This window comes from Desulfarculaceae bacterium, from assembly GCA_020444545.1.
GTDB lineage: Bacteria > Desulfobacterota > Desulfarculia > Desulfarculales > Desulfarculaceae > Desulfoferula.
Genome location: JAHLKT010000004.1, coordinates 1 through 24,262 on the forward strand (window position 1 = coordinate 1; position 24,262 = coordinate 24,262).

General features: G+C 67.8%; 28 protein-coding genes and 1 riboswitch. Of the genes, 21 read left to right on the forward strand and 7 right to left on the reverse strand.

The window, feature by feature from the left end:
* The 3 genes from KQH53_11820 to KQH53_11830 form a co-directional block, all read right to left on the reverse strand.
* A partial coding sequence (locus KQH53_11820) for an FAD binding domain-containing protein (GenBank protein ID MCB2227356.1) occupies positions 1-335 on the reverse strand: 335 nt, incomplete at its 3' end.
* 70 nt (positions 336-405) lie between these two features.
* Positions 406-957 carry a UbiX family flavin prenyltransferase gene (locus KQH53_11825; GenBank protein MCB2227357.1) on the reverse strand — a complete coding sequence of 184 codons (552 nt, stop codon included), beginning with the start codon at positions 955-957 and terminating at the stop codon, positions 406-408.
* 23 nt (positions 958-980) lie between these two features.
* Positions 981-1,355, reverse strand: coding sequence for a hypothetical protein (locus KQH53_11830; protein ID MCB2227358.1), 375 nt, complete (start codon positions 1,353-1,355; stop codon positions 981-983).
* A 165-nt stretch (positions 1,356-1,520) separates the two neighbouring features.
* Between KQH53_11830 and thiS the strand changes: the two genes are divergently transcribed.
* The 12 genes from thiS to KQH53_11890 all read left to right on the forward strand — a co-directional run bounded on the left by thiS (position 1,521) and on the right by KQH53_11890 (position 12,353).
* Positions 1,521-1,733 (forward strand): sulfur carrier protein ThiS, encoded by a 213-nt coding sequence (gene thiS, locus KQH53_11835; protein ID MCB2227359.1) that lies wholly within the window; start codon positions 1,521-1,523, stop codon positions 1,731-1,733.
* Between the two features lies 1 nt (position 1,734).
* Positions 1,735-2,481: a HesA/MoeB/ThiF family protein gene (locus KQH53_11840; GenBank protein ID MCB2227360.1), complete on the forward strand. Its 747-nt coding sequence runs from the start codon at positions 1,735-1,737 to the stop codon at positions 2,479-2,481.
* A gap of 85 nt (positions 2,482-2,566) precedes the next feature.
* On the forward strand, positions 2,567-4,135 hold the full coding sequence (locus KQH53_11845; protein ID MCB2227361.1) for an FAD-binding protein: 1,569 nt from the start codon (positions 2,567-2,569) through the stop codon (positions 4,133-4,135).
* A gap of 52 nt (positions 4,136-4,187) precedes the next feature.
* Positions 4,188-4,373, forward strand: a riboswitch (cobalamin riboswitch).
* Between the two features lie 149 nt (positions 4,374-4,522).
* The gene (locus KQH53_11850; protein ID MCB2227362.1) at positions 4,523-6,565 is read left to right on the forward strand and encodes an adenosylcobinamide amidohydrolase; all 2,043 of its coding nucleotides are present in this window, start codon (positions 4,523-4,525) and stop codon (positions 6,563-6,565) included.
* A 3-nt stretch (positions 6,566-6,568) separates the two neighbouring features.
* Positions 6,569-7,489 carry a cobalamin-binding protein gene (locus KQH53_11855; protein MCB2227363.1) on the forward strand — a complete coding sequence of 307 codons (921 nt, stop codon included), beginning with the start codon at positions 6,569-6,571 and terminating at the stop codon, positions 7,487-7,489.
* Positions 7,486-8,487: an iron ABC transporter permease gene (locus tag KQH53_11860; protein MCB2227364.1), complete on the forward strand. Its 1,002-nt coding sequence runs from the start codon at positions 7,486-7,488 to the stop codon at positions 8,485-8,487. Before KQH53_11855 ends, KQH53_11860 begins: the two co-directional genes overlap by 4 nt.
* Positions 8,481-9,284, forward strand: coding sequence for an ABC transporter ATP-binding protein (locus tag KQH53_11865; protein ID MCB2227365.1), 804 nt, complete (start codon positions 8,481-8,483; stop codon positions 9,282-9,284). The genes KQH53_11860 and KQH53_11865 overlap by 7 nt, the downstream gene beginning before the upstream one ends.
* A 221-nt stretch (positions 9,285-9,505) precedes the next feature.
* Positions 9,506-10,027: a DUF192 domain-containing protein gene (locus tag KQH53_11870; protein ID MCB2227366.1), complete on the forward strand. Its 522-nt coding sequence runs from the start codon at positions 9,506-9,508 to the stop codon at positions 10,025-10,027.
* Complete coding sequence (locus tag KQH53_11875) at positions 10,011-10,364, forward strand: hypothetical protein (protein MCB2227367.1); 354 nt, start codon at positions 10,011-10,013, stop codon at positions 10,362-10,364. The genes KQH53_11870 and KQH53_11875 overlap by 17 nt, the downstream gene beginning before the upstream one ends.
* A gap of 2 nt (positions 10,365-10,366) precedes the next feature.
* Positions 10,367-11,533, forward strand: a complete 1,167-nt coding sequence (locus KQH53_11880; protein MCB2227368.1) for a radical SAM protein — start codon at positions 10,367-10,369, stop codon at positions 11,531-11,533.
* Positions 11,530-11,874: a hypothetical protein gene (locus KQH53_11885; protein MCB2227369.1), complete on the forward strand. Its 345-nt coding sequence runs from the start codon at positions 11,530-11,532 to the stop codon at positions 11,872-11,874. Before KQH53_11880 ends, KQH53_11885 begins: the two co-directional genes overlap by 4 nt.
* A 2-nt stretch (positions 11,875-11,876) precedes the next feature.
* Complete coding sequence (locus KQH53_11890; protein ID MCB2227370.1) at positions 11,877-12,353, forward strand: PaaI family thioesterase; 477 nt, start codon at positions 11,877-11,879, stop codon at positions 12,351-12,353.
* Between the two features lie 370 nt (positions 12,354-12,723).
* Here KQH53_11890 and KQH53_11895 read toward each other — a convergent pair whose 3' ends face one another.
* The 3 genes from KQH53_11895 to KQH53_11905 are packed head-to-tail and all read right to left on the reverse strand — an operon-like array spanning position 12,724 to position 14,281.
* The gene (locus tag KQH53_11895; GenBank protein ID MCB2227371.1) at positions 12,724-13,680 is read right to left on the reverse strand and encodes an SO_0444 family Cu/Zn efflux transporter; all 957 of its coding nucleotides are present in this window, start codon (positions 13,678-13,680) and stop codon (positions 12,724-12,726) included.
* 9 nt (positions 13,681-13,689) lie between these two features.
* Complete coding sequence (locus KQH53_11900; GenBank protein ID MCB2227372.1) at positions 13,690-13,887, reverse strand: hypothetical protein; 198 nt, start codon at positions 13,885-13,887, stop codon at positions 13,690-13,692.
* Positions 13,888-13,906: 19 nt separating this feature from the next.
* The gene (locus KQH53_11905; GenBank protein MCB2227373.1) at positions 13,907-14,281 is read right to left on the reverse strand and encodes a metalloregulator ArsR/SmtB family transcription factor; all 375 of its coding nucleotides are present in this window, start codon (positions 14,279-14,281) and stop codon (positions 13,907-13,909) included.
* 197 nt (positions 14,282-14,478) lie between these two features.
* Between KQH53_11905 and KQH53_11910 the strand changes: the two genes are divergently transcribed.
* The 4 genes from KQH53_11910 to KQH53_11925 all read left to right on the forward strand — a co-directional run bounded on the left by KQH53_11910 (position 14,479) and on the right by KQH53_11925 (position 17,538).
* Positions 14,479-15,030, forward strand: a complete 552-nt coding sequence (locus KQH53_11910; GenBank protein ID MCB2227374.1) for a diheme cytochrome c — start codon at positions 14,479-14,481, stop codon at positions 15,028-15,030.
* A 71-nt stretch (positions 15,031-15,101) separates the two neighbouring features.
* A complete protein-coding gene (gene thrC, locus KQH53_11915; GenBank protein ID MCB2227375.1) occupies positions 15,102-16,607 on the forward strand; it encodes a threonine synthase in 1,506 nt (501 codons plus the stop codon).
* Complete coding sequence (locus KQH53_11920) at positions 16,604-17,068, forward strand: PaaI family thioesterase (GenBank protein ID MCB2227376.1); 465 nt, start codon at positions 16,604-16,606, stop codon at positions 17,066-17,068. The genes thrC and KQH53_11920 overlap by 4 nt, the downstream gene beginning before the upstream one ends.
* Entirely contained in the window at positions 17,065-17,538 is a 474-nt protein-coding gene (locus KQH53_11925) for a 23S rRNA (pseudouridine(1915)-N(3))-methyltransferase RlmH (protein MCB2227377.1), read from the forward strand. Before KQH53_11920 ends, KQH53_11925 begins: the two co-directional genes overlap by 4 nt.
* 63 nt (positions 17,539-17,601) lie before the next feature.
* Here the strand turns inward: KQH53_11925 and KQH53_11930 are convergent, their stop codons facing one another.
* Positions 17,602-18,669, reverse strand: a complete 1,068-nt coding sequence (locus KQH53_11930) for a C45 family peptidase (GenBank protein ID MCB2227378.1) — start codon at positions 18,667-18,669, stop codon at positions 17,602-17,604.
* A gap of 178 nt (positions 18,670-18,847) precedes the next feature.
* Between KQH53_11930 and KQH53_11935 the strand changes: the two genes are divergently transcribed.
* The 5 genes from KQH53_11935 to KQH53_11955 all read left to right on the forward strand — a co-directional run bounded on the left by KQH53_11935 (position 18,848) and on the right by KQH53_11955 (position 24,213).
* A complete protein-coding gene (locus tag KQH53_11935) occupies positions 18,848-19,474 on the forward strand; it encodes a TetR/AcrR family transcriptional regulator (GenBank protein MCB2227379.1) in 627 nt (208 codons plus the stop codon).
* A 137-nt stretch (positions 19,475-19,611) separates the two neighbouring features.
* Positions 19,612-20,202 (forward strand): twin-arginine translocation signal domain-containing protein, encoded by a 591-nt coding sequence (locus tag KQH53_11940; protein ID MCB2227380.1) that lies wholly within the window; start codon positions 19,612-19,614, stop codon positions 20,200-20,202.
* Positions 20,203-20,250: 48 nt separating this feature from the next.
* Positions 20,251-22,662, forward strand: coding sequence for a formate dehydrogenase-N subunit alpha (fdnG, locus tag KQH53_11945; protein MCB2227381.1), 2,412 nt, complete (start codon positions 20,251-20,253; stop codon positions 22,660-22,662).
* Positions 22,663-22,672: 10 nt separating this feature from the next.
* Positions 22,673-23,314 carry a hypothetical protein gene (locus tag KQH53_11950; protein MCB2227382.1) on the forward strand — a complete coding sequence of 214 codons (642 nt, stop codon included), beginning with the start codon at positions 22,673-22,675 and terminating at the stop codon, positions 23,312-23,314.
* An 8-nt stretch (positions 23,315-23,322) separates the two neighbouring features.
* Positions 23,323-24,213 carry a formate dehydrogenase accessory protein FdhE gene (locus tag KQH53_11955; GenBank protein MCB2227383.1) on the forward strand — a complete coding sequence of 297 codons (891 nt, stop codon included), beginning with the start codon at positions 23,323-23,325 and terminating at the stop codon, positions 24,211-24,213.
* Positions 24,214-24,262: the final 49 nt, after the last annotated feature.

Below are 24,262 nucleotides of genomic sequence, written 5' to 3' on the forward strand. Positions count from 1 at the left end.
ACCGTGGCCCGGTTGCGCACCTGGGGCGAGCCCACCGCGCCCGCGCCCAGGGCCAACACCTTGGCCGCGCCGCTAAGCTCCGCGCTGGCGGCCAGGGCCGAGGCGGTGAGGCGGGGCCCCACCACCAGGGCGTCGCCCTCCGCCCTCAGCTCCATCAGCTCGGGCAGCGCCTCCAGGCCCACCAGGTGCTTGGGGGAGAGCTTCTTGTGTTTCATGTTGACCAAGAGGTCGGTGCCCCCGGCGATGACCGCGGCCTCGCCGCCGTACTGCGCCAGCACCTCCAGCGCCTCGGCCACGCTGGCCGGCTGGTGATAGCTGAACCTGGGTAGAAGCATGTGTTTGGCCTCCGCTGTGTCCCGGCGGGTTCGCTTTGGGCGCCCGCCTGTTTGCGCTGCCCGCTGGGGGCTACTGGCTGCCCCAGCGCCGGAAGAGGTCGTGTTCCACGCCCATCAAGTCCAGCGCCTTGCCGATGCTCTGATGTATTAGGTCCAGGATGCTTCGGGGCTGATGATAAAAGGCCGGGATGGGAGGCAGGATGGAAGCCCCCAGGCCGGCGGCCTTGCTCATCAGCTCCAGGTGGCCCTGGTGCAGCGGGGTCTCGCGCACCATGAGCACCAGGGGGCGGCGTTCCTTGAGGCAAACGTCGGCCGCGCGGATGAGCAGGTTGTGATCAAAGGAATTGGCTATACCCGAGAGCGTCTTGATGGTGCAGGGAGCCACCAACATGCCCCGGTGGCGGAAGGAGCCGCTGGCCGGGGGAGCGGCCATGTCGTCCACCTCGTAGACCTTGCTTGCCAGGGCCTTGACCTGCTCCACGGTGTAATCCGTCTCGATGGCCAGGTTGCGGGCCCCGGCCTCGCTCAGGATCAGATGGCAGGGCACCTCCAGGGCGGAGAGCGCCTTAAGCGCCTCCACGCCGTAGATGACCCCGCTGGCTCCGGATATGCCCAACAATATGGGTAACGACACCTCGCCCTCCCTCAGAGCAGCTCGGCCAACAGGAGCTCGGTGAGCTTTTCGCTGTTGGCCTGCACCAACTCGATGGCTTCCCGGTCCAGGCCGTCCCAATGGATGCCCGCCGTGAGCACCACCTTGGTCTTCAGCCCGGCCGAAAGCCGCTCGGCCATGTTCTGGGCCAGCCGGTCTTCCTTGTGGCCCACGTAGGTGAACACCGAGGCGGTGGAGCTGGCGCGCGCGGGATCGGCCAGGCTGGGCCGCGGAGTGGCCATGGCCACCGCCCCGATATGAGGGGCCTCGCCGCCCCACACGTAGACCAGAAGGTCCGGTCCGATCCTCACCGCTGCCGCCTCCAAGTTGTAGCGTTCGGCGTCGGTTTTTACTATGACCGTGGTCATGCCTGAATAAATACCTCCTTAGTATTATATTGTTACCCAGAGGGGGCCTGGCGCCGGGTTTTCGGCGGGCGCCGTGGGGGCGCTTGGCCGCCCCGCCCCGGGCAAGGCATAATCAATAGACGGCCTGGCAGGATTATAGCTCAGAAAGTCAGGAGAAGCAGGCACATGGGTGATGGGATGAAAATCGTGGTCAACGGAATGGCCGAAACGGTGCCCCCCGGCAGCACCGTGGCCTCGCTGGTGGAGCTGTTCGAGGAGGCGCACCCCGAGCTGATCACCGAGCTCAACGGCCGTTTCGTACACCCCAAGGACTACGCCTCCACCCAGGTGAGCCCCGGCGACAAGCTGGAGTTCATCAACGCGGCTTTCGGGGGCTAGGGTGGCCTCGCGCTACGAAGTGCAGGAGCGTTTCGCCTCCCTGGGGCCCGGCGGCCAGGCCCATCTGGCCGCAGCCACCGCAGTGGTGGTGGGAGCGGGCGCCCTGGGCGGCCACTCGGCCCAGCTTTTGGCCCGGGCCGGGGTGGGCCGCTTGCGTTTGATAGACCCTGACCGCCCCGCCTTGGACAACCTGCATCGCCAGGTGCTCTACGACGAGACCGACGTGGCCGCCGGGGAGCCCAAGGCCGTGGCCGCGGCCAAGCGTCTAGGCGCGGCCAACTCGGAGATAGTCATCGAGCCGGTGGTGGAGGCCCTGGACCAAGCCAACGCGGCGCGCCTGCTGGCCGGGGCCTCGCTGGTGCTGGACGGCCTGGACAACCCCCAGGCCCGCTACGCCCTGAACCGGGCCTGTGTGTCCCTGGGCATTCCCTGGGTGCACGCCGGGGTGGCGGGCTCTCGCGGCCAGCTTCTGGTGATCCGCCCGGGCCAAGGGCCCTGCCTGCAATGCTGGGCCCCAACCGAGCCCCGGGAGCCCCTGAGGCACAGCGTGGCCAGCGAAGGCATCCTGGGGCCCCTGCCCGCCGTCATGGGCGCGCTCCAGGCCAACGAGGCCATCAAGCTCCTGGCCGGGGCCGAGGGAGCCTTACTGCAAGGCATGCTCCTGGTGGAGCTATGGCCGCCGCGCTTCCGGGAGCTGGCCTGGGCCGGCACCGCCGCACCCTGCCCCGCCTGCGGAGGCAGCTACTAACGCCTTCCGCCCCTTGGCTTATCCGCCGCCAGGCTCTACAATCTTTCCCACGACCTCCATCAATTCAGCAGGCGAGGCGAAGAGCATGCAGCATAGCGACGTGGCGATCATCGGAGCCGGGCTGGCCGGCATTTTGGCCGCGGCCACGGCCGCCGAGGCCGGGGCCTCGGTGCTCCTCATCGACCGGGGCGGCGTGGGCCTGGGCACCAACTCGGCCATGAGCAACGGCTTTTTCTGCGGCCCGGGCGATGACTATTCGGTGGAGCAGTACGTCGCGGACACCATCGACACCGGCCGGGGCCTGAACCGCCGCTCCTACGTGGAGCGGGTGGGCCACGGCGCGCGCCCGGCCATGGAGCACCTGGCCAAGCTGGGGGTGGAGCTGGCCCCCATGCGCCGCATGTACAGCGCCCCCACCCCGCGCCAGGACGTGATCCGGGGCGTGGGGCTCATGGACGCGCTAGCCAAGTCCCTGCGCGGCCGCGCGGGCATAACCGCCCTGACCAACTTCCAGGTGCGCCGTTTGCTGAGGGACGGCAAGCGGGTTGCCGGCCTGGAGGGCCTGGACGCCAAGGGCCAGGTGCGGCGAATGGCGGCCAAGGCGGTGGTCCTGGCCTGCGGCGGGGCGGGCGCGGTCTACGCGGTAAACGACAACATGAAGGCCATCACCGGGCAGGGCTACAGCCTGGCCGCCTCGGCGGGCCTGCCGCTCATGGACCTGGAGTTCGTGCAGTTCTATCCCCTGGTGCTGGTGGAGCCCGGCCTGCCGCCGGTTATGCTCTACCCGCCCTACCCTCCCGGCTCGCGCCTGCTCAACCACGCCGGGCAGGACATCCTGTCGCGCCACGGCCTGGACGACGTCAACCTGGCCATCCAGAGCCTTCGGGACAAGCTCTCCATCATCATCGCCCAGGAGGCCTCGGCCGGGCCGGTGCGCATGGACTTCACCCAGGTGGCCGCCGAGCACTGGGACCGCTATCCCCTGGGCCTGCTCAGCCACATGTCCTTTGACTTCAAGAAGCAGGGCGTGGCGGTGATGCCAGGAGCCCATTTCTGCATGGGCGGGGTGGAGGTGGATTCCCAGGGCGCCACGGCGCTGTCCGGCCTGTTCGCCTGCGGGGAGATGGTCTGGGGCCTTCACGGGGCCAACCGCCGGGGAGGCAACGCGCTCACCGAGTGCCTGGTCTCGGGCCGTTTGGCCGGACGGGGCGCGGCTCAGTATGCCCAGGGCGCGGACGCCCCCCAGCCCGTTGGGGACGAGGCCGCCCCGCCCCGGCTTACGCCCTCGGGCGAGGGCAACCCGTTGCGCCGCTTGCGCGACCGCTTGCGCGAGATCACCTGGCAGCGGGCGGGCATCATGCGCACCGCCGAGGACCTGACCCGGGGCCAGGAGGAGCTGAGCGCCTGGGCCAACGAGCTGGCCCACGCCAAGCCGGCCACCCTGCGTCAGGAGTGGCTGCGCTGGGATCTGGAGTGCGGCGGCCGCTTCGTGGCCGGGGTGCTGGCCGGCAGCCTGGCCCGCCAGGAAAGCCGGGGGGCGCTCTTGCGCCAGGACCACCCCGAGCAGGACGATGAGTCCTGGAAGGTGAACAGCCGCCTGGAGCTGGGCCCGGAAGGCATCTGGTCGGTGAGCCACCGCCCGGTGGAAGGTTAGGTCCGCCGCAGCCCCGCGTTGACACCGGGGCCGGAGCGTGCCAGAATCCATCCAGAAATAGTTAGGAGTGGGCGGCCCATATAAGGGCCAAGAGGGAAGACGGTGTGAATCCGTCGCGGACCCGCCGCTGTAACCGGTACGAAAGCCGCGAAGCCACTGACCCAGCCCGGGTTGGGAAGGCGCGGCCGGTAGGCTCGATCCGGAAGCCAGAAGACCTGCCCACTCCCGGCGCCCCCCAAACGCTGCGAGGTACGGTGAGGCGCCGGCGACCGCCGACGCGGCCGTGCTTGGGGGTCAAGAAGAAAGGGTGCCATCCCCGAGCCCATAGGGCTTGGGGTTTCTTTTTTTTGGCCTGGTAAAAATCCTGGCAGAGAACGGCGCAAAGCAATGCCCTTTCGGCGCACCATAATTAGTCTCATCAGCGCGGCCCTGATTCTGGCCGCCAGCTTGCCCGCCCTGGCCACGGTCACAATCAGCGACCTTACCGGGCGCAAGGCCACCTTTGCCGCTCCGCCGACCCGCATCGTCTCCCTGGTGCCTGCGGTCACCGAGAGCCTCTACGCCCTGGGCGCGGGGGACACGGTCAAAGGCACCTCAATCTTTTTCGACACCCCGTACGGCTACCAGCCCGCCCCGGTGGTGGGCGGTTTCTTCGCGCCCAGCCTGGCCGCGATCCTCGAACAAAAGCCCCAGGTGGTGATCACCGGGCGCATCCACGGCAAGCTGGAACAAAAGCTGCGGGCCAAGGGCATCACCCCCCTGCGCTTGCAGGCCGACCGCCTGGAGGACCTGTACCGGAGCCTGACCATCCTGGGCACACTGCTGGGCAAGGAGCAACAGGCCGCCGCCCTGAACGCCAAGCTGCGCGGCCAGATGAAGGAGATGGCGGCCAAAACCGCCAAGCTGCCCGCATCGGCCAGCCGCCGGGTGACCCGAGTGATGGGGGTGAACCCCAAGAAGAACCTGATCTCCATCCCGGGCGACGACTCTTTTCAGAACGACCTGATCGCCGCGGCCGGGGGCACCCCGCCCCAGGTGGGCAAAAAGGGCGGCTCCGTGCCCCTGACCCTGGCCGAGTGGCAGAAGCTCGACCCCCAGGTGGTCTACTGGTGCGGCGACAAGAAAAAGGTTCGCGAGTTCTTGTCCCAGCCCGGATGGCGCGAGGTGGCCGCGGTCAAAAACCAGCGCCTCTATACCCTGCCCTGCCAGCTGACCTGCCGGGCCTGGGTGCACTCCGGCGAGTTCGTGGCCTGGCTCTCGGCCCTGGCCTACGGCGACTACTACGCCAAGCCCGAGTATCAGCTCTCCCCGCCCAAGGTGATAGGCCGCGAGCCGCTCAAAATCAAGCTGAGCTACGTTGCTCAGGCCGAGGTGGTCAGCGAGCGGCTCATGGACTTCGTGCAAAAGACCCTGGTCATCGAGCTCAAGCAGCTGGGCATGGTGCTGAGCACCCTGGAGGGCCAGCGCGAGGGCGTCTCCTGGGTGGGCAACCACTATCTGCCCCCACCCACTTGGAGGCTGGGCACCCATGGCGGCCTGGCCGACCTGCGGGCCCGGGTGCTGGGGGTGTTGGGCCTGGAGGCGGGCCGGACCAGCCTGCTCTATACCGGGGCCAACATGGACCACTTAGCCATCCAGCGGGCCAGCCAAGGCGAGCGGGTGGCCTATGCCCTGGTCACGGCCGGGGCCCGGGGCAATGCCCTGCGCCTGGCCGTGGAGAACCAGGGCCATCTGGACCCGGGCACCATCAACGTGATCATTATGACCAACCGGAGCCTGAGCCCCCGGGCCATGGCCCGCGCCCTGATCAGCGCCACCGAAGGCAAGACCGCCGCCCTGGAGGATCTGGACCTGCGCTCCAGCTTCAAGCCGCTGAAATACGCGGCCACGGGCACCGGCACGGACAACATCGTGGTGGTGCAGGGGCAGGGCCCGGTTGAGGACCTGACCGGCGGGCACAGCCCCATGGGCGGGCTCATCGCCCGCGCGGTGCACGCCGGGGTCCTGGAGGCCGTGGCCCGCCAGAACCGCCTGCGCCAGGGACGCAACGTATTTCAGCGCCTGCGGGAGCGCAAGGTGAGCCTCCACGCCCTGGCCGGCTACTCCGGCGGCAACTGCCCCCAGGGCGGTGTGTCCTTGGGGCGTTTGGAAGAAGCGTTGCTCAACCCGCGCTACGCCGCCCTGGTGGAAGCGGGCCTGAGCCTGAGCGACGCGGCGGCGCGGGGGCAGGTGCATGATTTGGCCGCGTTCCAGGTATGGTGCGACGCGGTGTCCCGGGAGCTCGCGGGCAAGCGGCCCCTGGCCCCGCCGGTCAAGCTGGGCGGCCCGGAACTGCCTCGGCCCCTGGCCATGGCCCTGGGGGCCATCCTGCGCGGCCTGGCCTCGGAACCCCGGCCCCTGATCCCCATCTCCGGCGGGAGCTGCGGTTAGGCCATGCGGGCGCGAAAATCCATAGCCCTGGTCTTGGCTTTGACGGCCGCGTTGGCCCTGCTGGCGGCGCGCCCCGTGCTGGCCAAGGGCAGCCTGGAGACCGACGAGATGGGCCGTCAGGTGGTGGTGCCTTCGCATCCCCAACGGCTCATCGGCTTGATCCCCTCGCTCACCGAGGTGTTTTTCGCCCTGGGCCTGGGCGACAAGGTGGTGGGCGCCACCACCTGGGCCGACTATCCCCCGGCCGCGCGCCGGCTGCCCAGGGTGGGAGCCTACGTGTCTCCCAACTTGGAGCAGATCGTGGCCCTGAAGCCGGACCTGGTGGTGGCCAACAAGGAGGGCAACCCGCCTTGGGTGGTGCACCGTTTGTCCGGCATGGGCGTGCCGGTGTACGTCACCGTGCCCGTGGCCCCGGAGGAGCTGCCCGCCTCCCTGGCCAAGCTGGGCGCGGTGCTGGGCGCGCCGGAGGCGGGCAACAAGCTGGCCGCCGAGCTGAAAGCCCAGTTCGCCGAGGTGGCCCGCCGCCTGAAGGGGGTCAAGCCCCGCCCCACCCTCTTGGTCATCGGCAGCCGTCCCCTGGTCAGCGCGGGCCGTGACACCATGAACCACCGCCTGCTGGAGCTGGCCGGGGGCATTAATGTGGCCTCGGCCTCGTCCCAGCGCTGGCCGCGCCTCAACCTGGAGTTCGTGGTGGACGCCAAGCCCGAGGTGATCATCGTGAGCACCATGGAGCGGGGGCAGAACCTGGGCCGCGAGCTGGAATATTGGCGGAAGCTCCCCGGCGTAGGCGACCGCCCCGGGGTGCGGGTTGGTTCCATCCAGAGCGACATCATCGACCGCCCCGGCCCCCGCCTGGGCCTGGGGCTCATGAAGCTGGCCGCCCTGATCCATCCCGAGCGCTTCGCCCCGGAGAAGGCCCAATGAGGGCCACGCCCAAAAACCTGCTCTGGGTGTGCCTGGGCCTGTGCGCCCTCATGGTGGCCGCCTTGTTCATCGGCCTTTGGCTGGGCACGGTGAGCATCACGCCGGGCCAGTTCCTGGCCTGGCTGGGCGGCAAGCTGGAGGGCGCCCCGGCCATCATCCTGGGCCAGCTGCGTCTGCCCCGCCTGCTCCTGGCCGGGCTGGTGGGAGCCTGCCTGGGCCTGGCGGGCGCGGTGTTCCAGGCCATGCTCCGCAACCCCCTGGCCGAGCCCTTCATCCTGGGGGTGTCCGGCGGAGCGGCTTGCGGCGCGGTGTTCGCGGTGCTGGTGGGCATCGCCGGGCTCTGGCTCCAGTCGCTTTTGGCCTTTGCCGGGGCCCTGGGCACCGTGGCCCTGGTGCTGGCCATCGCCCGCCGTAGGGGCAGCCTGGAGACCAGCACCCTGATCCTTTCCGGGGTGATGATAAACGCCTTTTTCACCGCCCTGATCATGTTCGTCATCTCCACCACCAGCAACCAGAAGCTGCACGCCATCCTCTTCTGGCTCTACGGCGACCTGGCCGCGGCCAGCCTTCCCAAGGTGTACCTGCTCCTGCCGGTGACTATCCTGGGCGGGGCGGTGGTCATGCTCTACGCCAAGCACCTGAACCTGCTCACCGCTGGAGGCATGGCCGCCGCCGCCCTGGGCGTGGCGGTGGAGCGGGTCAAGCTGACCATGTTCCTGGTGGTCAGCCTGCTGGTGGGGGTCACGGTGAGCCTGTCCGGGCTCATCGGCTTCGTGGGGCTCATGGTGCCGCACCTGGTGCGCATGACCTTGGGGCACGACCACCGCTTGCTCCTGCCCGCCTCCGCCCTGTTCGGGGCCTCCTTCCTCATGCTGGCCGACACGGCGGCGCGCACGGTGATCAGCCCCTCCTCCCTGCCGGTGGGCGTGGTCACGGCTTTCCTGGGCGCGCCCTTCTTCGTGTTGCTCATGGCCAGGCGCGGGAGCCGCTGGTGGTAGGCGAGCGCAATATACTGCTGGCGGGCCAAGGCCTGAGTTTTGCCTATGGCGGCTCGCCGGTGGTGGAGGACATCTCCCTGGGCCTGCCCGCCGGGGAGATGCTGGGCATCATCGGGCCCAACGGCAGCGGCAAGTCCACCCTCCTGGGCCTGCTCTGCGGCCTGCTCAAGCCCAATGCCGGGGCGGTGGAGCTGATGGACAAGCCCCTGGGCAGCTACTCGCGGGCCCAGGTGGCCCGCCGCCTGGGCCTGGTGCCCCAGAACGCCGAGCTGGCCGCCGGCTTCACGGTGCGCGAGACCGTCCTGGCCGGGCGCTTCGCGCTCATGGACGGGCGTATGTTCGAAAACGCCGAGGACCGCGCCGCCGCCGACGAGGCCCTGGAGCTAACCGGCCTGACCAGGCTGCAACACCGGCGGGCCGGGGAGCTATCCGGCGGCGAGCGCCAGCGCCTGGCCCTGGCCCGGGCCCTGGCCGCCGAGCCCCAGGTGGTGCTCCTGGACGAGCCCACCAGCGCCCTGGACCTAAAACACCAGCGCATGGTCATGGAGCTTCTGGAGCGGGCCTGCGCCTGGCGGGGCCTGGCCGTGGGCCTGGTGAGCCACGACCTCAACCTGGCCGGTCTCTATTGCCATCATCTGCTCCTGCTCAGCCAAGGCCGCGCCCAGGCCCAGGGCCCGCCCGGCGAGGTGCTTACCTCCGCGCTCCTTTCCCAAGCCTATGGCGTGGAGGTGGCCGTGGACCAGGAGCCCAGCCGAGGAAGGCCCCGCGTGACCCTGCGTGCTTCCTCTCCTGTATGAGAGCCCTTGACAAGCGGCGTTTGAGACCCAATAATTTTGGGTAACAATAACCGCCCCAAGAAGGGGCCACCAAGGAGGCAGATCATGAAGATCAAGAAAGTCGTGCGGACTCAACGCGGGCTCTGCAAGTGCAAGAGCTCCTGCTAGCTTAAACCTAGCCAAGTCAAGGGAGGCTCCGTAAGGGGCCTCCCTTTTGTTTGCCCAAGGGTGTAGCCTAGGCCATGCTCATCTCCCGCCGCATATCTTGCTTCGCTCTCGCCCTGGCTCTATTGTCGGGCCTGGCGCTGGGGGCCAGCTCGGGCGCTTGGGCCAAGCCCCTGCCCCTGGCCAAGGTGGAGCTGGGCAACCAGGTGGTGCTGGCCGAGGTTCCGGCCACGGCCCTCCAGCGCTACCACGGCCTGGGCGGACGCCGGGCCCTGGCTCCGGGCATGGGCATGCTCTTCTTTTTCTATAAGGGCGGACCGCGCACCATGTGCATGAGGGCCATGAACTTCGGCCTGGACTTCATCTGGCTGGCGGGCGGCAAGGTGAGCGAGATATCCCACAGGGTTCCCCCGGCCGGAGAGGGACTGAGCATCGACCCCGTGGGCCACGCGGACCTGGTGCTGGAGGTGCCCGCCGGCTGGGCCAAGGAAAACAAGGTGCGCCCCGGCGACGCAGTAACCATCACCCCCCTGGGCCGCGATTTCCCGGCGCAGCTTAAGAAGCGCCTGATTATGGAGAGCGATGCACCCCGGCGATGACAACCTGGAACCCCTGCGCCGCATAACCTGCGCCGCGCTCTGCCGCTACTACAAGCCGGGCAAACGCGAGGACCCGGGCTGCGGCGGCATGGAGTGGCTCTCGGCGCGCCCCGGCCTGGCCGCCCGCTTGGGCGAGCTGCCGCCCGCCGAGGGCGACGGCCTCTTCGGCCTGCCCGAAGACGAACCGCGCTTGATCGCGGTGTGCCAGACCTGTGAGTTCCGCGTCGATGGGTGCGACTTCCGCGACCCCGAGGTGGCGCGCTCCGAGTGCTCGCCCTGCGGCGGGCTGCGCGCCCTGGCCGGGCTGCTGGCCCTGGGCCTGGGGCTGGAGGAGTAGCCGTGTCCGACGGGCAGCAATACGTGCGCCTGGCGAACCACGTGTGCCTGCGCCTGCTGGAGGAGCCCTATCTCTACGACCGCCGGGCCGACGAATTATATGAGCTGAACGAGGACGCCTTGGAGGGGCTCAAGCGCTGCCGGGGACATCTCACCCTGGAGCAGGCCAGCCTGGAACCGGAGTTCGCGACCTATTGCCTGGAGGAAGGCCTGCTGGAACTGGCGCCCGACCCCTGGCCCATGCCCCTGGCCCTGGGGCCCGCGCCCTCGCCTTCCCTGCGCTATCTGGAGCTGCAACTCACCTGGCGCTGCAACCTGGCCTGCGCCCACTGTTACCTGGGCCCGGCCGCCAAGATCGACCTGCCCGTGGAGCAGGTGGCCGCCATCCTTAGGGAGTTCGAGGCCATGGGGGGCTTAAGGGTGATGCTCTCGGGCGGCGAGCCTCTGATGCACCCCTGGTGGGACGAGATCAACGCCCTGTTGGCCGCACTGCCGGTGCGCCGGGTGCTCTTAAGCAACGGCCAATTGCTGGGCGTCAAGATTTTGGAGCGCCTCAACTGCGACGAGGTGCAGATCAGCCTGGACGGCCTGGAACCGGGCCACGAGCGCCTGCGGGGCAAGGGCAGCTTTGCCAAGGCCGTGGCCGCCGCCCGGGCGGTGAAGGCCTCGGGCCGCGACCTGTCCATCGCCACCATGGTGCACGCCAACAACCTGGATCAGTTCGAGGAGCTGGGCCGGCTGGTGCGCAGCCTGGGGGCCATCGAGTGGGGCATCGACGCGCCCAGCCTCACCGGCCGCTTGGCGAGCAACCCCGAGCTGGCCGTCAGCCCGGAGCAGGCCGTGGAGGCCATGAGCCATGCCTATGGCGGGGCCTACCACGGCGGGGGCGGGGGCATGGCCTGCGGCCTGCACCTGGCCACCGTGGCCGCGGACGGCAAGGTGGCCCAGTGCGGCTTTTACTTGGACGACCCCCTGGGCTGGGCCGAGGAAGGGCTGTGGACCTGCTGGTCCCGGCGGAGTCCCGTGGCCCTGAGCTCGCTAAAGGGATGCCGCGACTGCGAAGCGGCGGATGACTGCGGCGGCGGATGCCGCTTCCGGGCCGGGGACCCGTTGGGACCGGACCCGGTGATGTGCGCCGCCTACGGCATAACACCCAAGGAGACGACATGATCAAGATATGGGACTTGGAGGGGCGGGTGCTCCGCGAAGGCGGCGAGACGGTGCTGGGGCTCAAGGACCTGCAGACCCACGCCTGCTACATGCTCTACGGCGTGCTGGAGCCCGGCGGCGAGCCCCGGGTGCTCAAGCCCGGCGAAGGCCACGAGGAGATCATCCTGGCCATCAGCGGCGCCATCAACATCAACGGCCCGGACGGCGAACTGACCCTGCGGCCCGGCCAGGCGGTGTACCTGAAAGGCGCGGAGACCTGGCAGGCCACCTGCGCGGGTGAGGCCGAGGCGCGCTACGTGGCCGCCGGCGGCCACACCCCGGGCGAGGAGCACCACCACTAGTCATGGGCGAGCCACGCGAAACACCCCTGGCCAACCCCTACTCGCGCAATGACTGCTTTTTCTGCGGCGTGGAAAACCCAGGCGGTTGCCAGCTGAAGTTCAGCCGGGTGGAGAGCGACCCGCCCGAGCTGGTGTGCCGCTGGAGTCCGCCCCAGCGCTTCAACGGCCTGGGGGAAATCCTGCACGGCGGCATCCAGAGCGGCATCTTCGACGAAATCATGGGCTGGACCGCCCACCAGATGACCGGGCAGCCCTCGGTGACCGGCGAGTTGCACATAGAGTTTATGGGCCCGCTTTACGTGAACCAGCCCCTGGAGGCGCGCTGCCGGATAGAGGGCATCGAGGGCCGCAAGGTGAAGCTCGCCGCCGAGATAACAGGACCGGACGGCAAGGTGGCCAGCCGGGCCAAGGGCTATTACGTGATGGTGAGCCCCGAGCGTTTTGCCCAAGTGACGCGCTCCGAGGAGCCCGCGGAATAGCGGCCAAGGAAATCCGGCTGCAGGTCAGCAAGAGGTTTGAAAGTAAAGAAAAGGCGGCATGGGTTGGGCCTCGCATGGGCCTGACCCGCGCCGCCTTATTTCTGCGAATGACTGGAAAGAGGTTGGGAAGTAAAAAGAGCCGGGGCCGGGCGAGACCGTTTCCGGCCGCGCGCGCCTTGCTAACGCCCGAACCTAACCAGGATCGGCTGCCGTCGCCTCATTTTACCTACCGGACGGCCCTCCGCCGTCATAGCGGCGGGAAAGGAAGGCACGGCCCGCGCTCAAAAATCTTCTACCTTTCCCAACCTCTTTATTATTGTTTCTCCCTGACCTTCTCGCCCCTCTAATCAGCGCCATTCTTAAACCACGCCTAGTGCTTGCCGCAGCCGCACCCCGAGGACCCGCAGCCGCCCGGGGCCAGGGAATCCAGGCTCTGCACCGCCGGAGGCGCGGGCTCGGGCTTGGGGGCCAGCTTGGCCCGGGCCAGCTTGTACAGCGGCCGGATGCTCATGGCCATGAGCACCATTGCCCCGGCCCAACGCAGCCACTCGGGCACCAGCTCCTTGGCTGAGCCCACCACGGCCACGGGGTTGACCTTCAGGAGAGCGTAGACCTGATCCACGGCCAGGCCGCAGAGCACCGCGCCCACCGCGATGCCCGCCAGGTAGAGCGCCGTGCCGCGCTTGCCCAACACGCCCACCAGCACGGTGAGGCTGGTCACGTTGGTGGCCGGTCCGGCCAACAGGAAAACCAGGGCCGCGCCCGGGCTGACCCCCTTGAGGATCAGGGCGGCGGCGATGGGGGTGGAGGCGCTGGCGCAGATGTAGAGCGGGATGCCCACGCACAGCATGATCAGCATGGAGCCGATGCCTCCGCCCAGATAGCGGGTCATTAGCTCGGCAGGCACCAGCGCACCGATGAGCGCGGCCAGGAGCACGCCTAAAAGAAACCAGCCCGCCAGATCGTCCCACAACTCGCCCAGGGCGTAGACCAGGCCGGAGCGCAGCTTTTGCCAGCGGGAGTGGTGCTGCTTGTGCTCCTCGGGCGGGCAGTCCACCCCGTCGCAACAGGCGTCCACCGGGCAGGAGAGGTCCGGGGCCGTGGGCAGGGCCGCGCTCTTTTCGCGGGGCAAGAGGTTCATGCCCAGCCCGGTGGCTATGGCCGTAACCAGGGCGGCCAGGGGCCGGGCGATGGTCATGATGGGGTCCAACAGGGCGTAGGTCACCGCCAGGGAGTCCACCCCGGTTTCGGGGGTGGAGACCAGGAAGGAGGCCGTGGCTCCGCGCCCCGCGCCCTGTCGCCGAAGGGATGCTGCCGCCGGCAGCACACCGCAACTTCAGAGCGGCAGGGGCAGCCCCAGCAGGGCGGCCTTGAACACCGGGGCCACCCGGCCCCGCCCCAGGTTGCGGGCCACGAAATTGGGGTCCATGAAGGCCTTCAAAAGCCCGGCCACCACCAGGCCCAGGAGCATGTACAGCGAGGCCTCGAAGATGATGTGCCAGGCCTCGGTAAGGACGCTTACGACGAAGTGCATGATGTGATCCTCGCGCCGCTTAGTGGTTCAGGTGGTCCAGGCTGCTGGCCAGCAGCTCAGCCACGTGGTGATCGTCCAGGGAATAGTAGAGGATCTGGCCGTCGCGCCGGTTCTTGACCAGGGCCAGGTCCTTGAGCCGCCTAAGGGCGTGGCTCACCGCCGAGTCGCTGATGCCGGTGAGGGCGGCCAGATCGCAGACGCACATCTCGCCGTCACGCAGGGCCAGGAGCATGCGCAGCCGGTTGGGGTCGCCCATGGCCTTGTACAGCGAGGCCAGGCGCTCCATCTGGGGCGGGGCGGGCTCGGCCGCGCGGGCGCGGCGCACCCGGTCCAAATGCACCACCTTTATCTCGCAGCCCTGTTGCTCGATCATCTTGCTCTTGCGCGCTACCATGCGTCATTCCTTTATCTGAACATTTGATCAAATATACCAAGACAGCCAGAGCGCGCAAGTCTGGATTGCGAAAAATTCGGCCCAAGGGGGATTTCGAATGGACAGAGGTGAGGCTTGTTTAGAGCTGCTAATAAATTCATGGACTTTGTCATATTAAATTAATATGATTTGATCGCCAACCCGCCGGGAGAATTATTATGAAAATGCGTCTAGCCATGCTGGCCTGCCTGGCCTTGTTGCTGGCCCCCTTGGCGGCAACGGGCGATGACGACGATCACGGCCGTAAAAAGGAGCGCCACCGTGAGCGCAACCGCTACAGCGAGCACCAGGTCCCCCCGGTGAGCAACCCCCTTTACCGCGAGCAGTGCGGGGCCTGCCATTTCGCCTTCCAGCCCGCCCTGCTCCCGGCCGCCTCTTGGCAAAAGATCGTGGCCGGGCTGGACGACCACTTCGGCGAGCAGCCCGACCTGAGTCCGGGGGAACGCGCGGAAATCCTGGCCTACCTGGAGGCCAACGCGGCCGACCGGCAAGGCAACAAGATCTCGCGCAAGATCATGAAGAGCCTGGGCGGCCAGGCTCCGCTGCGGGTCAGCCGGACTCCCTACATGCTGCACAAGCACGAGGACGACGACATCCCGGCCGGGGCCTTCCAGCGCAAGGCGGTGGGCTCGCGGGCCAACTGCCTGGCCTGCCACCCCACCGCCGAACAGGGCGTGTACGACGAGCACCTGGTGCGCATCCCCCGCTGACCTTCCCGGGTTTGACACCCCCGCCCCTCTGGCTTAAGCTTGCCGCATAAAAACGCCAGGGAGGCTTTAACATGCGGCCCGAAGAATTTTCGCCATCTGATCAGGAACATCTGCTGCCTTCGCCCGGGGGGGACATGGCCTACCGCTGCCTGGACTGCGGGGCCGAGCATCCAATAAATGAGCTGCTCTACACCTGCCCGGAGTGCGGCGAGGTGCTGCTCCTGGTGGACCGCGCTTTTGACCGGCTCAAGGAGATTTCGGGCCCCCAGTGGCGGCGCATCCTGGACCTCAGGCGTATGCTCAACCTGCCCGCCATTAAGGGCATCTTCCGCTACGCCGAGTTCATGGCCCCAGTGATCCCCCTGGACAGCGTGCTCTACCTGGGCGAGGGGCACACCCCCCTGGTGGAGGCCAGCGGCCTGCTCAAAGACGCGGTCAAGGCCGACTTCTGCTTCAAGAACGACGGCCAGAATCCCTCGGCCTCTTTCAAGGACCGGGGCATGGCCGTGGCGCTGAGCTACATCAACTACCTGGTCAAGCACCAAGACGCGGGGCAAATCCTGAGCGTGTGCGCCTCCACCGGCGACACCTCGGCCGCCGCCGCCCTGTACGCCGCCTACCTGGCCCCGGAGGTGAAAAGCGCGGTGCTCCTGCCCCGGGGCAAGGTGACCCCGCAGCAGCTGAGCCAGCCTTTGGGCGCGGGGGCACGGGTCTTCGAGATCCCCGGCGTGTTCGACGACTGCATGAAGGTGGTGGAGCACCTGGCCGACAACTTCCAGGTGGCGCTTCTGAACTCCAAGAACGCTTGGCGCATCCTGGGCCAGGAGTCCTACTCCTACGAGGTGGCTCAGGACCTGGACTGGGATTTGGAAGGCCGGGTGGTGATGGTGCCCATCGGCAACGCGGGCAACATCAGCGCCATCATGAGCGGCTTCATGAAGCTCAAGGAGCTGGGCCTGGTGAGCAGCCTGCCCAAGGTGGTGGGCGTGCAGAGCCACCACGCGGACCCGGTGTTCCGCTACTACTCCGAGAAGGACCCTGGCAAGCGGGTATGGCGGCCGGTGACCGTGCGGGCCTCGGTGGCCCAGGCGGCCATGATCGGCAACCCGGTGTCCATGCCCCGAGTGGTGGAGCTGGCCCGGCGCTACGAGGCCATGGCCGGCGGCGAGCGGGTATATGTGGTGCAGGTGAGCGAGCAAGAGATCATGGACCACATGATCCTGGCCAACCGCCACGGCCACGTGGTCTGCACCCAGGGCGGTGAGTCTTTGGCCGGGCTGCTCAAGGCCATCGACAGTGGCGTGGTGAGCCGGAACGAGCAGGCCATCTGCGACGCCACGGCGCATCATCTGAAGTTCGCCGGGTTCCAGCAGATGTACTTCGAGGACAGCTTCCCGCCGGACTACGGCGTCAAGCCCCGGCCCGAGCTGGTCAACCTGCCCCAGGAGGTGGCGGTGCTCAGCGAGGACAAGCTGCCCGCGCCGGGCAAGCCCCTGGAGCCCGAGGCCTTCGGCGAGTTCGTCGAGGCCACGGGGAACGAGATCGCCGAGCGCCTGGGCCTGGCGCGGCGCTCGTGAACTCTCTGCAAAAACGCCCCCTCACCGGCAGCGGGCACTGCTTTGCCTGTGGGCCCAAGAACGTCTACGGCCTGCGCATGAAGGTGCGCTTCGAGGACGGCCAGGCCCTGTGCAGCCTGGTCTTGGGCCACCAGTACCAGGGCTGGGAGGACATCGCCCACGGCGGCATCGTTTCCACCGTGTTGGACGAGATCACCGCATACGCGGTCATCGGCATGGTGGGCCAGGGCATGACCACCCACATGGAGACCACCTTTCGCAAGCCGGTGCCCCTGGGCCAAGAGATTCTGGCCAGCGCCCGGGTGATCGAACACAAGCGGCGCATGGCCGTTGCCGAGGGGCGCATCGTTCTGGCCGGGGACAACAGCCTGTTGGCCGAGGCCACCTCGCGCTGGCTGCTCAAACTGGGGCCGGACGGCAAGCCCCTGGACGGCAGCGCCTGGTTGCCCGGGACGCTATGAGGCATTTGCTGCTCACCGTGGGCAAGCCCAAGGCCGGTTATCTGGCCGAGGGCATCGACGATTACATGCAGCGCTTGAAGCCCTACGGCGGCGGGGCCCTGGCCACGGTGCGCGCGGCCAAGGCGGGCAAGAACCGCTCCGACGCCGAGGTGATGGCCGAGGAGGGGCAGCGCCTTTTGGGGCGCATGGAGCCCCGTGATTTGGTCTGGGCCCTGGACCGGCGGGGGAAGGCCTGGAGCTCCGAGCAATGGGCCAAGAACCTGAACCAGGCCCGCCTGAGCGGCAAGGGCCGCCTGGTCCTGGTCATCGGCGGAGCCCTGGGCCTGGACCCGGCGGTGCTGGCCCGGGCCGAGGCCAAGGTCTCCTTCGGGCCCCCTACCCTGGCCCACGAGCTGGCCGCCCTGGTGGCCGCCGAGCAGCTTTACCGCGCCTCAACCATATTGGCCGGCCTACCCTATCACCGCGCCTGAGCATGGCTCGCTCAGCCCTTGATCTTTCATTTGCAGCTCGCCTAGCAGGCCAACCCCGACGTCTTACACTTCGTAGCGCGCGTACTCATGGGTGCAGGGGTTGCCTCCGGCCACCAGCATTGCTCCCTCCGAGGGCAGCATGATGAACGAGCCCAGGGATTCGGCCCGCAGGCCCGGCGGCACGGCGGGGTCGGGATGGCGGCAGATGGAGTTGGGGCTCCCTTGGTGATCGGCCAAAGCCGCGCCCAGGGCACCGGGGGTAAGGCGGCCGCGCAGGCCGGCGGCCAGCTCTTCCATGCGGGCGGTGCGGGCCGGGCTGTCCGGGAAGATTAGCTGGTAGCCGTCCACCGCCTGGAAGCGTGGGGTGCGGTAGTTGTTGGCGTGCGCCAGGAAGCCGTCTTGGGGCTCCAGCACTTGGCAATCGTCCAGGGTGCCTTCCACGCAGATCAAGCCGCCGTCCGCGTCGGCCAGGGTGACCGCCACCACCCCCCGGCATGACTCCTCCAGGATGCGGCGCGCCCGGTCCGGGTCGCGCTGGCGCATGGCCTTGGGCAGGTAGGCGGCCAGGGGCAGCTTGGGCCGCAGAGCGGGCTGCATGGCCGCCACGCCGTTGAGGCAGCAACCCAGCCCGGCGGAGTTGAGGGTGTACTCGCCTAGGCCCAGTATGGGCAGCACCAGCTGGCACAGGCCGTCGCTGCGCTGGATATGCACCAGTGCCAGTGGGGTACCGCTGAACCAGTCGATGTTCTGCCCCAGGACCGCCTTGCCGTCGGGCGTGGCCGGGCCGGTGCCAGCCAGGGTGGTGCATCCGGCGCTGAGGTTGCTGTTGAAAAACAATATCTCCAAGCCGCAACGCGCGGCCCAGGTCTCTTCCAGGCTCAGGTCCGCCCCCCGGGCCTGGCCACGCACAAAAGGTTCCAACTCGGGATCGTACTCAATGGCGGCGGGCCACAGCTTCATGGCCAGGGCCAGGCACTCGGCGCGCGAGGTCTGGTGCACCAGGTTCACCACGGACAGGATGCGCTCCAGACCTTGGCGCATGGGATCGGCCAGGCCCCGGCCCCAGCCTTGCCCCACCTCCTCCGGCGTTCCGGACAGCTGCAACAGCGGCAGCCTCTTGTCTTGCTTCATGACCACATCTCCCCGCGCCGGGCGCGCCCCTGGGAACATTCCGACCAGGCCCGCGAGCCGCCGCATGTCGCCTTTTCCCAGGATTTGAGTTTATACTTTCGAGACCAGCCAGGCCTTGCCTTGGCGTCTCTGAGGAGATATATTACATACATACTGTATGTATGTCAAAGAGGTGTCCATGCCCCCACGCAAAAAAGCCGCCCCGCCGGCCCCGGAGGCGGGCAACAAGCAGGAGGCGCGCAGCCGCCGCACCACCGGCCGCCTGCTGGCCGAGGCCCGGCGCCTGTTCAGCGCGCAAGGCTACGCCGCCACCTCGGCCGAGGAGATCGTGGCCGCCGCCGGGGTGACCCGGGGAGCGCTGTATCATCACTACGAAGGGAAAAAGGGGCTGTTCCGGGCGGTGGTGGAGCAGGTGCAGGGCGAGGTGGCCCAGCGGGTGCGGCGGGCGGTGGAGCGCGCCCCTCTTCCCCTGGACAAGCTCATCGCGGGCAACAGCGAGTTTCTGACCGCCTGCCTGTCCCCGGATGTGCGGCGCATATTGTTGATCGACGGCCCGGCGGTGCTGGGCTGGGAACAGTGGCGGGCCATCGACGAGGCCAACGTGTTGGGCCATTACCAGGACTTTTTACGCCTGCTCATGGACCAGGGGGCGCTGCGGCCCCAGCCGGTGGAGGCCCTGGCTCACATTATCTCGGGGGCGGCCAACGAGGCGGCGCTGTGGGCGGCCCAGGCCGAAAACCCCGAGCAGGCCCTGGCCCAGGCTCAGGCGGCCATGGGGGAGTTGATTCGGTCGTTGGGGGTTTGAGGGGACGGCGAATACCCATCGTGACCCGGCCCCGCTTGACAGGAGTCTCCCGCCGGTCTTAGGCTACGGCCAGCCAGCTGAATAACGTCCAAGATTTAGCAGCACAATCCAGATTACCCATACCTAGGGAGGCGGTTTTGTCCGAGATAACTCGACGCCGTTTTCTCGGAGGCGCCGGCGTATTGGCCGGCGGCCTGGCCCTGTCATCCCTGGGGGTGCCCCTGGGCGCGCTGAAGGCCCACGCCGAAGAGCTGAGCAAGGCGGGGCGCATCGAGCGCGCCAAGACCACCATCTCCACCTGCTACTACTGTTCGGTGTCCTGCGGCCTGCTCTGCTCCACGGACCAGAAAACCGGCCGCATCATCAACATCGAGGGCGACCCGGACCACCCCATCAGCGAGGGAGCGCTCTGCGCCAAGGGCGCGGCCATGTTCCAGATGACCGACGCCAATGAGCACCGTTTGGACAAGGTGCTCTACCGCGCGCCCTACGGGGACAAGTGGCAGGTCAAGGACTGGGACTGGGCGGTGAACAAGATCGCGCGCAACATCAAGACGGTGCGCGACAAGGACTTCATGCACAAGAATGCCCGGGGCCAGGTGGTCAACCGCCTGGAAACCATCGGGCACATGGGCTCGTCCAAGGTGGACAACGAGGAATGCTGGTTGATAACTACCATGGCCCGCGCCCTGGGCCTGGTGCACATCGACCATCAAGCCCGGGTCTGACACAGCCCCACGGTAGCGGCTCTGGGAGAGTCGTTCGGACGAGGGGCCATGACCAACCATTGGATCGACCTGGCCAACAGCGACTGCATCCTGATCATGGGCAGCAACGCGGCCGAGAACCACCCCATCAGCTTCCGCTGGGTGCTCCGGGCCCAAAAGAAAAACCGGGCCAAGATCATCCACGTTGACCCGCGCTTCACCCGCACCTCGGCGCGGGCGGATTTTCACGCCGCCCTGCGCTCGGGCACGGACATCGCATTCCTGGGCGGCATGATCAACTACATCCTGGCGCACGACAAGTTTTTCCGCGACTACGTGGCCAACTACACCAACGGCGCGTTCTTGGTGGACCAGGGCTTCGGCTTCGAGGACGGCCTGTTCACCGGCTACGACCCCAAGGCCCGCAAGTACGACAAGGCCACCTGGGCCTTCCAGAAGGACGCCAAGGGCGTGATCCGCAAGGACCCCACCCTCCAGGACCCGCGTTGCGTGCTGCGCCTTATGCAAAAGCACTACGCCCGCTACAACCTGGACAAGGTCGCGGGCATCACCGGCACTCCGGTGGAGGACCTGAAGACGGTGTACGAGGCCTTTGCGGCCACGGGCCGGTCGGACAAGGCGGGCACCATCATGTACGCCCTGGGCTGGACCCAGCACACGGTGGGCACCCAGAACATCCGCACCATGGCCATCATCCAGCTTCTCTTGGGCAACATCGGGGTGTGCGGCGGCGGGGTCAACGCCTTGCGGGGCGAGCCCAACGTGCAGGGCTCCACGGACCACTGCATCCTGTACCACATCCTGCCTGGCTATCTGAAAGCGCCCACCACGGCCATGCCCGACCTGGCGGCCTACTTGAAAACCTGCACCCCGGTGAGCCAGGAACCCCAGTCGGCCAACTGGTGGGGCAATTATCCCAAGTACATGGTGAGCCTGCTCAAGAGCTGGTATGGCGAGGCGGCCAGTAAGGACAACGACTTCTGTTACGGCCATGTGCCCAAGCTGGACGTGGGGCAGAACACCTCCATCATGAACACCTTTGACCTCATGTATGAAGGCAAGATGAAGGGCTACATCTGTCTGGCCCAAAACCCGGCTTGCAGCATGCCCCACGCGGGCAAGGTGCGCACCGCGTTGGGCAAGCTGGACTGGTTGGTGCACGCCAACATCTTTGACAACGAGACGCCTTCCTTCTGGCACGCGCCGGGCATGGACCCGGCCAAGATAAAGACCGAGGTGTTCCTTTTGCCCGCCGCGGCTTCCATAGAAAAGTCGGGCTCCTTGACCAACAGCGGCCGCTGGGTGCAGTGGAAGTACGTGGCCGCCCAGCCGCCTGGCGACGCCATCGCGGTGGGGGACATGGTTTACCGCATCGTGGCCAAACTCAAGGAGCTTTACGCCAAGGAAGGCGGCGCCGCGCCCGAGCCCATCCGCGATTTGTATTGGGACTACGGCGACGGCAAGGGCGGCTTCGATCCCCTGCGCACGGCCAAGGCCATCAACGGCTACTTCCTGGAAGACGTGACCATCAAGGGCAAGGCCTATAAAAAGGGCCAGACCGTGCCCTCCTTCGGCCTGCTGAGCGACGAGGGCAAGACCTCCTCGGGCAACTGGCTCTATAGCGGCATGTTCGACCAGCAGGGCCGCAACCTCTCGGCCCGGCGGGGCAAGCAGGACCCCACCGGCCTGGGGCTGTTCTCGCAATGGGCCTGGTGCTGGCCGGTGAACCGCCGAGTGCTCTACAACCGGGCCTCGGTGGACCCCCAGGGCAAGCCCTACAACCCGGCCCGGCCGGTGATCGCCTGGAAGAACGGCAAGTGGGTGGGCGACGTGCCCGACGGGCCCTGGCCGCCTATGGCCGATGCCCAGGGCAAGCTGCCCTACATCATGAAGCCCCACGGGGTGTCTTCCATCTTCGGGCCCGGCCTGGCCGAGGGGCCCTTCCCCGAGCACTACGAGCCGGTGGAAAGCCCCCTGGCCGTGAACCCCATGTCCAGCCAGCGCATCAACCCGGCGGTGAAGCTCTTCACGGGCGCGGCCGACCGCTACGCCTCGGCGGGCGGCGACTTCCCCATCGTGTGCACCACCTACACCGCCACGGAGCACTGGTGCACCGGGGCCATAACCCGCTGGATGTCCTGGCTCACCGAGGCCATGCCCCAGGCCTACGTGGAGATGAGCCCCGAACTGGCCGAGGCCCGGGGCATCGCCAACGGCGACAAGGTCAAGGTGTGGAGCGAGCGGGGCGCGGTGGAGGCGGTGGCCTTGGTCACGGTGCGCCTACGGCCCTTCACGGTTGAGGGACGCGAGGTGCACCAGGTGGGCATGACCTTCAACTATGGCTGGCGCTACCCGGCCGACGCGGGCGATAGCGCCAACTTGCTCACCCCCACGGTGGGCGACGCCAACACCATGGCGCCGGAGTACAAGGCGTTCCTGGTCCAGGTGGCCAAGCTCTAGGAGGGGCGTCATGCAAGGCAAATCGATAATCGTGGACACCTCGCTGTGCACCGCCTGCCGGGGATGCCAGGTGGCCTGCAAGCAATGGCACGGGCTGCCAGGCACCAAGACCACTCAGCGCGGCACCTACCAGAACCCGCCCGATTTCTCGGGCGCGACCTACAAGGTGGTGCGCTTTGCCGAGGGCCGGGGCCACGACGGCAAGCCCTACTGGCATTTCTTTTCCGACGGCTGCCGCCACTGTATGGACCCAGGCTGCATGACCGCCGACCCGGGCAAGGCCATCGTGCAGGACCCGGCCACCGGGGCGGTGATCTACACCCCGGCCACCAAGAAGCTCAACTACCGCCAGGTGCGCAGCAACTGCCCCTATGACATCCCCCGCCGCAACGCGCAGACCAAGGAGCTGGTCAAGTGCGACCTGTGCCTGGACCGGCTGCGCGGCAACCTAGTGCCCGCCTGCGTGAAGTCCTGCCCCACCGGAGCCATGCACTTCGGCAACCGCAATGAGATGCTGCACAAGGCGGCTATCCGGGTGGCCGAGCTCAAGAAGACCCACCCCAAAGCCAAGGCGCTCAATCCCCAGGACGTGCGGGTGATCTACATCGTGACCGACGATCCGGACAAGTACTTCGAGTTCGCCGAGGCCTGAGAGAGGCAATGCCCGACAAGCCCGATGACGCCGCGCCCGCGCGCGAGCTGCAAAATTATCTGGACGGCCTGGCCCGAGAGACGCCGGGCCTGGCCCCGGTGGTCGCGGCCTTTGGGCCGCTCTTGATCGCCCAGGCCATGGTCAAGGCCGCGCTGCCGCCGCTGAACGCGCCAGAGGCGAAGCCAAAGGACGACGAGCCCCTGGCCACGCCCTGGGAGCTCTTGGCCCTGGGGCCGGAGCTGGGGGCCTATCTGCGCCAGGCGGCCGAGGCCATCCTGCCCGCCATACAAGAGGGCTTCCCTGCCTTGGGGGGCGAGGCCGAAGCCATCGGCGAGGCGCTTAAGCACGGCGCCCTGGACGGAGCGGCCTGCTGCCAGGTCCTGTTCGAGGGGGACGCAGAAGGCCTGGAGCGCTTGGCCCAGGAGGCGGGGCTGGACCCGGCAGCCTTGGGCTTTGCCCTGCTGGCCCTGGCCAAGCCTCGGCTGGAGCAGGCAGCCGAAGCCCTGGCCCCGGCCCTGGAGGGGCGCGAATGGCCGCATGGCTACTGCCCCATCTGCGGGGAGCCGCCGGAGCTGGCCTTTTTGCAAGGCGAGAGCGGGCAGCGCTGGCTGCGCTGCTCCTTGTGCGGCCATCACTGGCGCTTCGCGCGCCTGGCCTGCCCGGCCTGCGGCTGCGAGGACTCGGACCAGCTCGATTACTTCTATGCCGAAGGAGCCGAGCAGGAGCGGGTGGACGCCTGCCGAGCCTGCGGCAAGTACCTGGTCACCCTGGACCTGCGCGAGCGGGACCAGCCGCCCGCCTGGGCCGGGGCGGGCCTGGGCCTGATACACCTGGACCTGCTGGCCCAGGAGCAGGGACTGATCCCCAACGCGTGGTGCGCCTGGAACCGCCTGAGCTGAGGGGGCGGCAATTGGCTACGGCCCCAAGCTAATCTAGCGGACAAAAAGA